The sequence below is a fragment of the Stenotrophomonas sp. YJH_SMC_6 genome, from assembly GCF_059371335.1.
In genome coordinates, this window is record NZ_JCAFUM010000010.1 from 170,807 (window position 1) to 185,764 (window position 14,958).

Consider the following 14,958-nt stretch of genomic DNA (forward strand, 5'->3'; position numbering starts at 1 on the left):
ATGGGCTCCGATTCTGGCCGCTGCTACGTCTTCGGGTGAAGCCTGCGCCCTTCCCGGGCCAGATTGATCTGCAGCGCAGCGGCGGCGAGCTCGGTCATTTCCGTCGTGACTTTCCCGCTGCCGCGCGCTCGCAGCCAACCGAGAATGTCGACCAGATGCCAGATCGAGGTCGAGCCGTCATGCACGGGGGACGGAAACGACTGCGGGTTGGCCAGCATGAGCTTCCGCATGTTCTGGCGCGACATTCCGAGCAGGTCTGCGACGTCAGTGAGCCCCACCAGATCGGGGCTCACTTCAACCAGTTCGGCACCGGGCACGGCCCGCTGCACATCGTCCAGCGCCGAACGCAGGGCAGCCCCTGCGCTGTCTGCTTCGCGGCAGAACGCCAGGGCCAGCCGTCCCGGCAGCCCAAGGCCCACAAGCGCGTCGTCACAGCCGCCTTCGGCCAGGCGCTGCTCGAGGACGCCGATTTCATTGCCTGTGTCCGGCAAGCGGTACTTCAGGGTGAAGTTGAATTCCATGATTGACCCCTTCGCTTCTGACGAAGCCTGATCTCATTGCTCACGACTGCAGTTCTCGACCACACGCCGCAAGGCCCTTGCATGATGGCTGCCGCTTCGCGGCGTGCTCCAGACGCTCACGATGCAGAACTCCCCGCATCGGCAATCGGTGTCGTTGTAAGGGCAATACATCCGGCCCCACGCATGGCCGCCCGCCATACGGAGCCTCCACCCACGGTCCTCCGCGAACTGCAACGCCGCTTCGATGTCCTTGTCTGGATGACGCGCTCGAGACATTCCTTGTTCTCCATAGTCTGCACACGGCTCACGTAAGTTGTCAAATGACAACCAAACTAAAAGACTTGCGATGTGACCCTAGCCAATCCGCGCTACACGTCCAGAGCCACATCCGTCAGCCCTCCCGTGATGGCGGGGCCAGCGTCCAGCGGCGCTGCAGTGCGTCATGTAACCGATTACATCCCTTGCTAGCGTAGCGCTCGCCCGATTCCGGTCGAACCTGCGAGGCTGTCCGTAATGACGTTGCGCGCCGAACGCTCCAAGGTCTCCACCCCGCTTTTCCCGTTGCGCCTTGCCGCGGCCCTGCTGTTGGCCGCCCTGGTCTCCAGCGCACAGGCACAGACCCTCACCCCGCGCAGCCAATGGCAGGCCAGCAGTTCATCGCAACAGGTACCGGCGATGGCGATCGGCCACCTGATCGACGGCGACCCGAAGACCGTGACCGGCGGCGCCTTCAGCCCCGGCCACTGGTTCCAGATCGACCTGGGCGCGCCCACCCTGCTGTCCGGCGCGCGCCTCACCTGGGATGTCTCCAATCCGGAAGGCTATTCGCTACAGACCTCACTGGATGGCACGCAGTGGCAGACCGCGTACACGATGGCCGATTCACTGGGCGATGTGGAAACGCTGTACTTCGCGCCGCGGCAGGCGCGCTATCTGCGGCTGGCCAGTCCGCAGCGCACTTCCGACTGGGGCGTGTCGATCTTCGAGATGGAGCCGCTGGACAGCACGCTCAGCGCACGCATCAGCGGTATCGATGCAACGCAGGCAGCAGCGCTCTGGCAAGGCGGCGGCACCGTCCCGATTCCGGCCGGGACAAATGGATCCCATGCGTTAGAGATCACGCTGCCGCAGGCTCAATCGACGGCTGGTCTGGTGGTCGACTGGGCTGATGGCAGCCGCGGCCCTGCCCGATTGCAGGTTCAGGATGCACAGGGCCGGTGGCAGGACCTCGCGCACGATGCGCAGGCGGCCAGCCACCGCCAGAGCTGGCTGGCCGCCAATGCCGCACAGGCCGTGCGTGCATTCCGCCTGAGCGTGGATGGATCTGCACCAAAGGTGGCACGCCTGCGCCTGCTCGGCCCAAAAGCCGTGATGACACCGATGAAGCAGTACCAGATTGCCGCCAGTGGTGCGCAGCGCGCGTTGTTCCCGGCCTCGCTACAGATGCAGCAGACTTACTGGACTGCCGTCGGCGTGCACGCAGGACGACAGAAATCGATCTTCGACGAGTACGGAAACCTGGAAGCCTTCAAGGGCGCGCCGTTGGTGCAGCCGATCTGGCGCAGCGCCGATGGGAGCACTGCGGGTGCGGCCGGGCAGAACGTGCAGCATGCATTGCGGGACGGCTGGAAGCCGATGCCCTCCGCTACCTGGTCACCGCAACCCGGCCTGGAGCTGCGCAGTGAAGTGTTCGCCATCGAGCGCAACGGCCAGCCGGTAACGTTCCTGCGTCATCGCCTGCGCAACACCGGCGGCACCAGGATCGACGGCACGCTCAGCCTGATCGTGCGCCCGATGCAGATGAATCCACCGTGGCAGAACGGCGGGCTGTCACCCATCCGCGATGTGGCGATCGATGGACAGGCCGTGCGCATCAATGGACGCACGCTGCTGCAGTCGCTCACGCCGGTGACTGCGTTCGGCGCGGCGCCGTTTGGCAGGGATGGCGCAACGGAAATCACCGCGACCCTCGCTGCCGGCCAGCTGCCCTCCACGCAACAGGCGCGCGACGACGAGGGTCTTGCCTCGGCTGCGTTGAACTACCGCGTGTCACTGGCGCCGGGCGCCAGCGATGCCATCGTGGTCGCGTTCCCGCTGGGTACTGCCGCCGCCGATAGCAAGGGCGCACTGCCCGAAGCGCCTGCGCTCGATCTGGCCACGCTGCCCCGCGATGCCAATACGGCGTTCGATTCCCTGGCCACGCAGGCCTCCGCGGACTGGCAGGCACGGCTGGGCCAGGTCGGGCTGCGCCTGCCCGATCCTTCGCTGGTCGACATGCTGCGCGCGCAGGCCGCCTACATGCTGATCAACCAGACCGGCCCGGCGATGCAGCCCGGGCCCCGCAACTACAACCGCTCTTTCATCCGCGACGGCATGGCCACCTCGGCGTTGCTGCTGCGCATGGGCGAAGCACGCGTCGCGCGCGACTACCTGGCCTGGTACAGCGAACACGGCGTGCATGCCAACGGCCTGGTCTCGCCGATCCTCAACGACGATGGCAGTGTCAACACCGGCTTTGGATCGGACATCGAGTACGACAGCCAGGGCCAGTACGTCACGCTGGTGGCCGATGTCGCGCGCCTCGATGGCGGGCCCGAGTCGGTACGTGCCTATCTGCCGAGAGTGAAAGCGGCGCTGCGCTTCCTGCAGGAACTGCGCGAGCGCACGCTGGTACCCGGCTACAAGGCCGACCAACCGGCGCCGGAGCGATTCGCGGGCATCCTTGCGCCGTCGATCAGCCATGAGGGCTATCCGTCGCCCACCCACAGCTACTGGGATGACTACTGGGGACTGAAGGGCTGGCACGACGGCGCGTGGCTGGCCGAGGCACTGGGCGACCACGAGACTGCTGCCTGGGCGCGCGAGCAATACAAGCTGCTCTACGACGCGCTGCACGCCTCTATCCAGGCGACGATGGCGTGGAAGGGCATCGACTTCATTCCCTCCTCGGCCGACCTGGGCGATGGCGATCCAACCGGCGTATCGATCGCACTGGACCCCACCGGTGCGCAGAGCGTGCTGCCCGCCGAGGCACTGCGGACCACCTTCGCGCGTTATCTGGAGGATGTGCGCAAGCGCAGCCAGCCCGATGCGCTGTACGCCTATACGCCGTATGAGATCCGCAACGTGCTGAGCTATGTGCACCTGGGCCGACCGCAGGTTGCCGATGAGCTGCTGCAGGGACTGCTGCATGATCGGCGCCCGCTTGAGTGGCAGGTACTGGCCGAGGTCGTGCACTCGCGGCTGCGTTTCCCCCGCTACCTGGGCGACATGCCGCATACCTGGATTGGTGCCGAGTACGGCCGCACGCTGTTCGGCATGTTGATGCGCGAGGACGATGATGCGTTGTCGCTGCTGCCGGGCACGCCCCCGTCGTGGGTGGCTGGCGATGGGCTGGCGGTGGAACGCCTGCCAACAGCGTATGGCACGCTGCAGATGCAGGCGCGCCAGCGCGACGGCACGCTGACGGTCTCGCTGGGCGATGGGCTGCGCAGCGGGACGGCAGTGAAGGTCTGGTGGCCGGAGCGCACGATGCCGAAGACGGTGCGCGTGGATGGGCGTAGCGTTTCCGACTTCGATGCCGAGGGTGTGCGGCTGGCGAAACCGTTCAGGACGCTGGAGGCTCGTTGGTAGAGCAGCCGAGCATGGCTCGGCTCTACAGGAGCATCCACGCATGGCGTGGATCTACTCCCGCGGCAATGCATGGGTAGCGCCGGGCCACGCCCGGTGTCATTGCAGCGTCGGCAACCCCGGCGGGTTGGTCTGCGACTGCGGCACGGCTTCCTCGGCCACATTCCACCGTTTCAGCGCCTGCGCATAGGTGCCGCTGCCGATCTGGGTGTTCAATGCCTGCGTCACCGCATCAGCCAGGCCGCTGCCCTTGCGGGTGGTCACCGAGATCGCCGCAGCGTTCGGCCATCCGCCGGGGAACAGGCCCACGCGCCGCACCTTGCCGTCGCGTGCCGAGTACGCGCCGGTGGCATTGGGCTCGAACGAGACATCGGCCCGCCCGGTGATCACCGCCAACCGGCCGACCACCGCGTCATCGAAGTACTGGTACTCCACCGGCTTCAAGCCGGCAGCGATGTTCTGCTGGTCCCACTGCCGCAGGATCTGGTCCTGGTTGGTGCTGGCACCGACCACCACCTTCAGCCCGGCAACGTCGGCCGGCTTTTCGATCTTCTGGATCGGCCCATCAGTGCGCGTGTAGATGCCCAGCAGGTCGTAACGGTAGCTGGAGAAATCGAACTTCTTCTTTCGCTCCTCGGTGACCGTCACGTTCGACAGCACCGCATCGTACTTGCCCGATTCCAGCCCCAGCGGCCAGTCGGCCCACGCCACCGGCACGATCACCAGCTTCAGGCCCAGCGCATCGGCGATCAGGCGCGCGATGTCCGGCTCGATGCCGACTACGTCCTTGCTGTCGGCGCCATAGTCGGCCAGCGGCAGCTGCCCCGGATGGGTCGCCACGGTGAACGCCCCCGGCGTGACGAAGCGGTAGCCAGCCGGAATCAAGGCCTGCGCCTTCGGGTCGAGCGTGCCCTTCAGGATGGCGGTGTTCGCGCCGGCCAGGCTGGTCGCGGCCACGGCGGCAGCCTCCGGGGCCTGGCGCACGCGCGAGTAGACGATGCCGGCGATGCCGATGACCAGCACCCCTACGATCAACAGGGTGCTGCGCGAGGGACGACGCGGTGCTGCAGGGCTCATGGTGTTCCTTCCGGGGTTACAGGGTCTTGGCGAGGAAATCGGCGGTGCGTTGCTGGCGCGGGCGCTCGAACAGGGCCTCGGGCGTGCCCTGCTCGATCACCCGGCCCTGGTCCATCATCACCACGTGGTCGGCCACGCGGCGGGCGAAGCTCAGCTCATGGGTGACGATCACCAGCGTGGTGCCGGAGCGGGCCAGTTCTTCGATCACGCTCAGCACTTCGGCTACCAGCTCCGGGTCCAGCGCCGAGGTCGGTTCGTCGAACAGCAGCACCTTCGGCTGCAGCGCCAGCGCGCGGGCAATCGCGATGCGCTGCTGCTGGCCACCGGACAACTGGCGCGGGAAGGCATCGGCCTTGTCGGCCAGGCCGACCCGCTCCAGCAGCGTGCGCGCCTGCTGCTCGGCCTGCGCGCGCGGCACACCGCGCACCGCGATTGGCGCCTCGATGATGTTCTCCAATGCGGTCAGGTGCGGGAACAGGTTGAAGCCCTGGAACACCATGCCCACTTCGGCACGACGGCGACGGATCTCGCGCTCGGGCAATTCGTACAGGGTGTCGCCATCGCGGCGGTAGCCGATCAGCTGGCCGCCCACGGTCACATAGCCACTGTCGGCACGCTCCAAGTGGTTGATCAGCCGCAGCAGCGTGGATTTGCCGGCGCCGGACGGGCCGATCAGAACCGTCACGCTTCCAGCGCGCAGCTCCAGGTTCACGTCTTCCAGCACCGGCTGCTCGCCGAACACCTTGCCCACACCATGCAGCGACACCGCAGCGCCCTCGCCCGCTTCAACCTGGGTGGCGATGCGCGGGCGGTTGGCCACGCGCTGCGCGGCATCGCTCTGCACACGCGGGGGCGATGACACTCGCGACACCGAACGCTCGCGCTGCAGTTGGCCGCGCGCGAAGCGCTGTTCCACGCGCCGCTGCAGCAGCGACAACACGGTCAGGATCACCAGGTACCAGACCGTGGCCACCATCAGCAGCGGCACCACTTCCAGGTTGCGGCGGTAGATCACCTGCACGGTGTAGAACAGCTCAGGCAGCGCCAGCACGTAGACCACCGAGGTGCTCTTGGCCAGGCCAATCACATCGTTGAACGCGGCCGGCAGGATCGAACGCATTGCCTGCGGCAGGATGATGCGACGCACCTGGCGACCGCGCGGCAGGCCGAGTGCGGCCGCGGCCTCGTACTGGCCATGGTCGACCGAGAGGATGCCACCCCGGATCACTTCGGCAGAGAACGCCGCCTGGTTCAGGGTCAGGCCCAGCACCGCGGCGGTGAACACACCGATCAGCTGCGTGGTCGGGTACGAGAACAGGCTGATGCCGGTGAACGGCACGCCCAGCTCGATGGTGCTGTACAGATAGCCCAGGTTGTTCAACAGCAGCAACAGCACCAGCAGCGGGATCGAGCGGAACAACCACACATAGCCCCACGACACCGCCGACAACAGGGGTGAGCCGGACACCCGTGCCAGCGCAAGCAGGGTGCCCAGCGCGAAACCGAGGCCGGTACCGAGCGCGGTCAGCAGCAGCGTGCGGCCCAGGCCCTCGAGCACCGGGCGTGCGAAGAACCACTCAGCAAAGGTGCCCCAGCCCCAGCGCGGATTGCCCAGTACGGACTGCAGCCCGATCAGGATCAGCGCCAGTGCCAATACTGTGCCGAACACCTGCAGCGGATGCCGGGCCGGCACGATCTTCAGCGCCGGCGCTGGCGCCGGCCGGGTTGCAATGCCATCCAGCGCGGTCGAAGGCGTGCTCACGCGTGGGCTCCTTGCAGCTGGCTCTGCGTAGGCACGATGACGGGCGTCGCTGCCCGCAGGTGCTTTTCGAACGGCAGGTGCGCAATGGTTTCGGGATCCGCATCCAGATCGAACAGCGCGGTGTAACCATGGCTGAGGTACAGGCCAACCGCTTCAGGCTGGCGGAAGCCGGTGGTCAGGAACACCCGCCGGTATCCTTGCCGCGCCGCCTGGTCTTCCAGCTCCTGCAGCACGCGCCGCGCGATGCCCTGGCGACGCAGCCCGGGCAGCGTCCAGATCCGCTTGAACTCGGCGGTATCCGGATCGCGGTGCGGCATGAACGCGCCGCCGGAGATCGCCACGCCATCGCGCAGCAGCAGCACGAAGGCACCTACCGGGGCAGCAAAGGCCTGCGCCGGGTAGCGCTGCAGTTCCTCGCGGGCGCTGCCGCCGATGCGTCGGCGCACATCGGCGTAGCGACTGTCGTATTCCTGCTCCAGGCCATCGAACAGAGGCCGTGCCAGCGGATCATCCACCGAGGTGTAGAAGAAGCGTTCGTTGCTGCTCATGCCACGTCCTTCACCAGATAGTCTTCGGCCAGCCGTGCCCACAGGCTGGCGGCGGGTGCGATTGCGGCGTCGTTGAACACGTAGCGCGGGCTGTGCAGCGGCGCGCTGTCGCCGTTGCCGACGAACACGAAACTGCCCGGCCGCGCCTGCAGCAGGAAGGCGAAATCCTCGCTGGCGGTGCGCGGCGCGAATTCGGGAACTACGTGTTCACTGCCGAAGCCCTGCAGCGCCACCTCGCGGATGTAGGCAGTCTGCTGCGGGTGGTTGATCACGCTGGGGAAACCGCGCGGGAACTCGATCTCGGCGCGCGCACCGAACGCGGCAGCGGTCTGCTCGGCAATCCCGGTGACCCGGCGCCGCAGGGTGTCGCGTACCTCCGGCAGGTAAGCGCGCACGGTCAGTTTCAGCTCCACCACGTCCGGAATCACATTGGCGGCCTGCCCGCCGTGGATCGAGCCGACGGTGACCACACCCATCTGCCGTGGATCGACGTTGCGTGACACCACGCTCTGCAGCGCAGTGATGATGTGCGCGGCGACCAGGATCGGATCCACGCTGCCCTGCGGCTCGGCACCGTGGCCACCCTTTCCGATCACCTTCAGCCGTGCCCAGTCCACCGACGCCATCGCCGGGCCATCGACAAAGCCGAAGTGGCCCACCGGCACGCCCGGCCAGTTGTGCAGGCCATAGATCGCGTCCACCGGGAAGCGCTCGAACAGGCCGTCGGCAATCATCTTCGATGCGCCCGAACCGGTCTCCTCGGCCGGCTGGAACACCAGCTGCAGGGTGCCGTCGATATTGCCGTGATGGGCCAGGTAATGCGCGGCGGACAGCAGGATGGCGGTGTGCCCATCGTAGCCACAGGCATGCATCAGCCCTTCGTTCTGGCTGGCGTAGGCCAGCCCCGAGTCCTCGTGGATCGGCAGTGCATCGATGTCGGCGCGCAGGCCGAGACGACGTCCGCCCTGCCCGCGTTGCAGCGTGCCGACAACACCTGTGCCACCGAGCCCGGTGGTGACCTCATAGCCCCACTGTTGCAGCAGCTCGGCCACACGGGCGCTGGTGCGGTGCTCCTCGAAGGCCAGCTCCGGATGCCGGTGCAGGTCATGGCGGATCGCGATGGCCGCCTCGGCGCGTGCCGCGATTTCGGGCAGCACGCCGATGGACGCGGGGTCTCGCCGGGCATGGCCGGGCGCTACCGAATTCTCTCCGCTCATCGCCCTACCCCGCCTTCCGCGCCGGTTCGGCATCGGTCGAATGGCGGCTGGCCTTGTACGGCAGGCCCAGATGCTCACGCAGGGTCTGCCCTTCCAGTTCACGCTGGTGGTAGCCACGGGCCTGCAGGATCGGCAGCACCTGGGTCACGAAATCGTCCAGGCCTTCGCGCTGTGCGGCGAATCCAAGGATGAAGCCGTCGCTGGCACCGGCGTCGAACCAACGGATCAGCTCATCGGCCACCTGCTCCGGCGTACCGATGAAGTTCGGTCGCGGGCTCACGGCTTCCAATGCCACTTGGCGCAGGCTCAAGCCCTTCTCACGCGCATCCTGCTTGATGCGGTCGGTGGTGGAGCGGAACGAGTTGCTGCCGATGTCACCCAGCTCCGGGAAGGGCGCGTCCGGATCGTACTGGCTGAAATCGTGGTGGTCGAAGAAGCGGCCGAGATAGGCCAGCGCATCTTCCAGCGTGGCCAGTGCAGCGATCGCCTGATACTTGGCTTCGGCCTCCTCGGCCGTGCGGCCGACGATGGGACCGATACCCGGGAAGATCTTCACGTCATTGCCGCTGCGGCCGTGCGCAATCGCCGAGTTCTTCACTTTTTGGGTGAACGCGCGGGTTTCTTCCAGCGATGGCGAATGGGTGAACACCGCATCGGCGTACTTGCCGGCCAGCGCAATGCCGTCATCGGACGAACCGGCCTGGAAGATCACCGGCTGTCCCTGCGGCGAACGCTGGATGTTGAGCGGGCCTTCCACCTGGAAGAAGCGGCCTTTGTGGTCGAGCCGGCGGAACTTCTCCGGCGCAAAGAACGTGCCGCTGTCGCGCTCGCGCACGAAGGCGTCGTCATCCCACGAATCCCACAGCCCCTGCACCACCTCCAGGTACTCGTCGGCGATCTGGTAGCGCAGCGCATGCTCCGGGTGCGGCCGGCCATAGTTGCGACCCGAACCTTCCAACGGTGAGGTCACCACGTTCCAGCCAGCACGACCGCCACTGAGCAGATCCAGCGAGGCGAACTGGCGGGCCACGGTGAACGGGTCGCTGTAGGAGGTCGACAGCGTGCCGGCCAGGCCGATCTTCTTCGTTGCCGTGGCCAGTGCCGACAGCAGCGAGATCGGCTCGAAGCGATTGAGGAAGTGCGGAATCGACTTCTCGTTGATGTAGAGGCCATCGGCCACGAAGCCGAAGGCGATGCCGTTGTCCTCGGCGGTGCGCGCAATGTCGATGTAGAACTGCAGGTTGACGCTGGCGTCGGCCGGGTTGGATGGATGCTTCCAGGCATGCATGTGGCTGCCGGGGCCCTGCAGCATGATGCCGAACGGAATGTGGCGCGGGGTGGTGCTCATGGGAATCGCTCCTGCAGGTCAGGCCACCGCCGCGCGCGGCGCGGGCGACAGTAGTTCAAGGGATGTCAGGCGTGCGTCGAGGTCGGCCACCGGCGCATCGAGGATGAATTCACCCACGCCGAAGCGCCGGTGCAGCGCGTCCAGTTCGCCGCGCACGTGCTGCGCATCGCCGGACAACACGCTCGGACGTGTTTCCTCGATGCGGAAGTCGGCCACCCCCACCTGGCGCGCATACTCGGCAGCCGCTTCGGGGCTGGGCAGGTTCACCGTCTGCCCGGGACCAAGGTGCAGCTTGTAGACGCGTAGCGCACCGATATGACGCGCTGCGGCTTCAGCAGTCGGTGCGGCGAAGGCCACCGTAGCCAGCAGCGGTGGCTGCGAGGAGACGCTGCGATAGGCGTCGAACGCGGCCTCGATGTGCTTCGGGTCGCCGTCGAAGTGCGCGGCGTAGACGAAACGCCAGCCCAGCTCGGCCGCCTGCCGTGCACTCTGCGGGCTCGCACCGAGCAGGAAGCGCTCCGGCGCCTGCTGCGGAATCGGCCGCGCCAGCACATCGGCGTCGGCGCCGGACAGATAGCCCTCAAGATCGCGCAGTTGCTGGTCGAAGTCGGTGAACGCCGGCCGCCCCGCTGCCAATGCAGCGGCAGATGCCGGCAGGCCGCCGGGCGCCTTGCCCACGCCCAGATCCACGCGCCCTGGCGCCAGCGCCGCCAGCAGGTTGAAGTTCTCCGCCACCTTGTACGGCGCGTAGTGGCGCAGCATCACCCCACCACTGCCGATGCGGATGCGCCGGGTCTGCGCCAGCACCCAGGCGGCCAGCACTTCCGGTGCGGGGCTGGCCAACGTCGGCGCGGCGTGGTGCTCGGCAAACCAGTAGCGGTGATAGCCCAGCTGTTCGGCGCGCTGCGCCAGCTGCAGGCTGTTGCGCAGCGCCTGCTCCGGCAAGGCGCCTTCGGCCACCGGGCTCTTGTCCAACACGCTGATCTGATAGCTCATGGTCGCGTCCTCGCTCAGGGATGGGCCACGGGGATGCCGAGCAACCCGTTCAGCGCGGCCAGGATCGGTTCGGCACCGGAGATGTACTGGCGGTCCTGGTGCACGCCACTCGCGAGGTCACTGCGCACGCCCTGCGGCAGCACCAGCTTCGGCAGCGACTGGTCCTGCTCGCCGATTTCGGCGATCACCTCCCGGCGCGGCCGTGCGAAACCGATGCGGCGCACGTCCAGCTGCGCGTCCAGGCCGTCGATGCTCGACAGCGCACCTTCCAGCAACAGGCTGTGCCGGCAGAAGAAGCGCTGGCCGGGAATCTGTCCGTCCTCGAACTCACGGTCGAGCAGGAACAGGATGGGCTTGTCGGTTGCGTCCAGACTCACGGGGTCGTCCTCATCGGGGGGCGGCAATGCGATGCCGCTTCGATATCGATGCTAGAGATGACGGCGGTCGGCACGGCGATGCCAGGCGACAATCGGCGGTCAGATCCGGCCATGCAGATGCGCCTTGGCCATAAGCAAAGCGCCGCCGATTATGCCGTCAGGCGATCCTTCGCAGCGGCGCCGGTACCGCCAGCGCCTGCGAAGCCAGATGCCCTGCCGCGCGCTCGGCCGCCAGTGCGATGCGCGCCTGCAAGGCTGCACTGTTGATCTGCTCGCCATCGAAGTCGGCAGGCGTGGCATACACCCCGATCGGCAGCGTGTGCGCCTGCAGGAAACTGAACAACGGCCGCAACTGGTGGTCGATCACCAACGCATGGCGCTCGCTGCCACCGGTCGCCGCCAGCAGCACCGGCGTATCCACCAGCGCTTCCAGCCCGATGAAATCGACCAGGTGCTTGAACAACCCGGGATAGGAACCGCGATACACCGGTGCCGCGACCACCAGCAGACCGGCCGCCTCGATTGCCTGCAGTGCCTGCTCTACGGCTGGCTCCGCTTCATCGCGCGACAGCGACTGCCCCAGCGAACGCGCGATCGGCGCCAGCTCCACCAGCTCCACGCTGGCATGCACCCGCTGCTGCAACGACGCCAACAAGTGCCGCACCAGCAGCAACGTGCGCGACGTCGCCGAGCTGGTCGGTGATCCCACCACTGCCACCACCTTCAATGCAGAAGACATGAAATGCTCCTCGATGATGCCGAACCACGTCCGGCCGCCTTTGGCGTGAACCTCAAAACCGGTAACTGACCCGCCCGTACCAGTACGCGCCGACGTTGCTCAACACGTCGCCGTTGTCCCAGGTCGTCTCGATGCTCGCCACATCGGTGGCACTGCGCGCGTACTCCGGCACCTTGCGCGTGCGCTTGTCGAACACGTTGTTGATGCCCAGCGCCGCACTCCAGCCTGCGCCCAGTTCCACGGCACCGGAGAGATTGGTCACCAGCACCGGCGGCTGCTTGTACTCCACGCCGTTGTTCAGGCGCTTGATCGGGCCGTAGTAGGTGAAGTCGAGGTTCGAGCGCCAGCGCCCGTTCTGCCAGCCCAACCCCGCCACTTGCGTGTAGCTGGGCGTACGGAAGCGCAGCGCGTACTCGCTGCTCTTGGTCAACAGGTTGATGTTCGGCAGCCCCTGCAGCGCCGCCGGAATGTCGCTGACCTTCTGGATGGTGGTGCGACCCACGTTGGCCGCATAGCTCCAGCGCAGCTTGCCCCACGCGGTTTCCTGGTTGGCCTCCACGGTCAGCTCGACGCCGCGCGTACGGGTATTGCCCACGTTGGTGAAGTAGCTGGCGTAGAACGCATCACCCGGCAGGATGCTGATGCCGGCCGACCCGAGCAGCGCATCGATGGTGTTCTTCTGCGCCGCGCTCAGCACCGTGCCGCTGTTGTCGGTGACGCGTGCAGGATCCTGCGCGTTGTAGCCAATCTGGCTGGACTGGCCGAGCTGGCCGCGGATGTCGATCTGGTAGGCATCCACGGCCAAGTGGAACGCCGGGCTCGGGTCCCAGGTCACGCCCAGGCTGTAGTTGGTGGCTTTCTCGGGCTTCAGCGGCGTAGCACCCAGCGCAACGGCCGCCGGTGAAGACACCTGCGCCACCAGCGTGGTCCCGCACGGGCAACTGCCCGTGGCCTGGTAGAACTGTGCGCCCAGGCTGGGCGCATGGAAGCCGTTGCTGACCGTCGCGCGTACACCCAACGCGTCGGTGAAGTCGAAGCGCGTGGTCAGGCGGCCAGTGGAGACACTGCCGAAGTCGGAATGGTCTTCCCAGCGCGCGGCCGCATCCAGATACCAGCGCGAGGTGATGTTGCTGGCCGCGCCCACATAGACCGCCTTGCTGTTGCGCGTCGCCTTCACCGCATCGGCGGTGGAGTAGCCCACGAACGCCGCGGCACCGAAGCCGGTGTACGACTCCCACTGCCCGGCCCCGCGTTCGTACTGTTCGTGCTGGTACTCGGCGCCTGCGCTCACTTCCAGCGGCGACGCAAAGGCGGCCACCTCGAAGCCACGGCGCAGGTCGAGGTTGGCGATCCCCTGCTGGTAGTCCAGCTTGCCGTCATAGAAGTCAGTGGGCGAACCGGGATACGGCAGCGAGTAGTTCACCGAATTGCGGGTATAGGTGCGCACCGTGCTGCGGTTGCCGGTCAGGCTGGCGTCGTAGTCCCAGCCTGCCACCTGCCCTCTCACGCCCGCAGTGCCGGTGTACTGCTTCTCCTTGGTTTCCAGCACGGGCAGGAAGCCATCGGGAAACACGCTCAGCACCCCGGGCGCCTTGTAGGTGGTGAAGATGGTCGCCGGCAGGCGGAAGTTCTGGATTGCCTGCGCGGTGCGATCGCTGGCCGTGGCGTTGGCGTAGAACTGCGCGCTCTCGCCCAGGCCATGGCCCACGTTCACCGCGAACGCCTTCAGCGCATACGACGGGGAGCTGAGGATGGTGTTGGCCTCGGCATTGCGGCTGGCTTCGGCCGGGTTCGGCGATGCGCCGGCCGGCAACCGGTTGTTCGGGCGCAGTGCGACCAGATTGCCGCTACCATCCACCGCCGGGTAGCTCAGATAGCCATCGATGTAGCGGCGGGTGCGGATCGCATGATGCTGGCGGGTGGTCTCGCCGGAGAGGTTGACGAAGCCATCGGCACCCCACGGCAGGCCAACGTTGGCACGCACGCTGGTGCGCGAGCCATCACCGTCGATGCTCTGCCCGCTTTCCACGGCGAGCTCGCCACCGTGCGCCTGCGACTTCAGGATCACGTTGACCACCCCGGTGATCGCGTCCGAACCATAGATGGCCGACGCACCATCGCGCAGCACCTCCACGTGGTCGATGGCCGAGACCGGAATCAACGCCAGGTCGGCCCAGGCGTGGCCCGGAAAGCCACCACCGTTTGCGCCACTCACGTAAGCGCTGGCATTGCGGCGCTTGCCGTTCACCAGCACCAGCGTGTAGCCCGGTGACAGGTTGCGCAGCTGGTAGCCACGGATCAGGCTCTCCTGGTCGCTCTGGTAGCCGCCGATCTGGCTCAGCGACGGCAGGCTGCGCTGCAGCGCTTCCAGCAGGTTGCCCTGCCCGGTCGCGGCAAGGTCTTCGGCGGAGATCACATCGATCGGAGTGGAACTGTTCTTCACCGTGCGCGTGCTGGTGCGTGAGCCGGTGACCACCACCGCATCCAGCGTGGACGCTGCCACGTTGGCCGTCGCGGCGGTGGCAGCAGGATCTGCGTCTGCTTCAGCCGCATGGCTGGGCGAGGCGGCAAGGATGGCTGTGATCAGAACAGCGAGAGTGCTCAGGACAGGGGCGTGGGCGGCAGGCATGGGGGCTCGTGGGGGTGGGCCGGAAACACGCTTCCATTCAAGGGCCTGTTCACCTGGTGCGACAGGCGCGATCGCGTCACCCAGCCGTAACATCCGGCCACCCACATGACCGCT

General features: G+C 66.9%; 11 protein-coding genes. 1 reads left to right on the forward strand and 10 read right to left on the reverse strand.

The window, feature by feature from the left end; all coding sequences use genetic code 11:
- Positions 1-23: 23 nt before the first annotated feature.
- Positions 24-521 carry a helix-turn-helix transcriptional regulator gene (locus tag AC5P9N_RS13195; protein WP_012479990.1) on the reverse strand — a complete coding sequence of 166 codons (498 nt, stop codon included), beginning with the start codon at positions 519-521 and terminating at the stop codon, positions 24-26.
- 513 nt (positions 522-1,034) lie between these two features.
- On the opposite strand from AC5P9N_RS13195, the gene AC5P9N_RS13200 reads away from it, so the two are divergent.
- Positions 1,035-4,154, forward strand: a complete 3,120-nt coding sequence (locus AC5P9N_RS13200; protein WP_099485179.1) for a discoidin domain-containing protein — start codon at positions 1,035-1,037, stop codon at positions 4,152-4,154.
- A 96-nt stretch (positions 4,155-4,250) separates the two neighbouring features.
- Here the strand turns inward: AC5P9N_RS13200 and AC5P9N_RS13205 are convergent, their stop codons facing one another.
- The 9 genes from AC5P9N_RS13205 to AC5P9N_RS13245 all read right to left on the reverse strand — a co-directional run bounded on the left by AC5P9N_RS13205 (position 4,251) and on the right by AC5P9N_RS13245 (position 14,844).
- On the reverse strand, positions 4,251-5,228 hold the full coding sequence (locus AC5P9N_RS13205; protein WP_099485178.1) for an ABC transporter substrate-binding protein: 978 nt from the start codon (positions 5,226-5,228) through the stop codon (positions 4,251-4,253).
- Between the two features lie 16 nt (positions 5,229-5,244).
- A complete protein-coding gene (locus AC5P9N_RS13210) occupies positions 5,245-6,990 on the reverse strand; it encodes an amino acid ABC transporter permease/ATP-binding protein (protein WP_099485177.1) in 1,746 nt (581 codons plus the stop codon).
- A complete protein-coding gene (locus tag AC5P9N_RS13215; RefSeq protein ID WP_099485176.1) occupies positions 6,987-7,538 on the reverse strand; it encodes a GNAT family N-acetyltransferase in 552 nt (183 codons plus the stop codon). Before AC5P9N_RS13215 ends, AC5P9N_RS13210 begins: the two co-directional genes overlap by 4 nt.
- On the reverse strand, positions 7,535-8,755 hold the full coding sequence (locus AC5P9N_RS13220; protein ID WP_164212620.1) for a M20 aminoacylase family protein: 1,221 nt from the start codon (positions 8,753-8,755) through the stop codon (positions 7,535-7,537). Before AC5P9N_RS13220 ends, AC5P9N_RS13215 begins: the two co-directional genes overlap by 4 nt.
- Before the next feature lie 4 nt (positions 8,756-8,759).
- On the reverse strand, positions 8,760-10,103 hold the full coding sequence (locus AC5P9N_RS13225; protein ID WP_111117625.1) for an LLM class flavin-dependent oxidoreductase: 1,344 nt from the start codon (positions 10,101-10,103) through the stop codon (positions 8,760-8,762).
- A gap of 18 nt (positions 10,104-10,121) precedes the next feature.
- Positions 10,122-11,099, reverse strand: coding sequence for an MsnO8 family LLM class oxidoreductase (locus AC5P9N_RS13230; RefSeq protein WP_099485174.1), 978 nt, complete (start codon positions 11,097-11,099; stop codon positions 10,122-10,124).
- Positions 11,100-11,113: 14 nt separating this feature from the next.
- Positions 11,114-11,476: a DUF3088 family protein gene (locus AC5P9N_RS13235; RefSeq protein WP_005409341.1), complete on the reverse strand. Its 363-nt coding sequence runs from the start codon at positions 11,474-11,476 to the stop codon at positions 11,114-11,116.
- Positions 11,477-11,633: 157 nt separating this feature from the next.
- Entirely contained in the window at positions 11,634-12,215 is a 582-nt protein-coding gene (gene msuE / locus AC5P9N_RS13240; protein ID WP_024956916.1) for an FMN reductase, read from the reverse strand.
- Positions 12,216-12,267: 52 nt separating this feature from the next.
- Positions 12,268-14,844 carry a TonB-dependent receptor plug domain-containing protein gene (locus AC5P9N_RS13245; protein WP_099595491.1) on the reverse strand — a complete coding sequence of 859 codons (2,577 nt, stop codon included), beginning with the start codon at positions 14,842-14,844 and terminating at the stop codon, positions 12,268-12,270.
- Between the last annotated feature and the right edge of the window lie 114 nt (positions 14,845-14,958).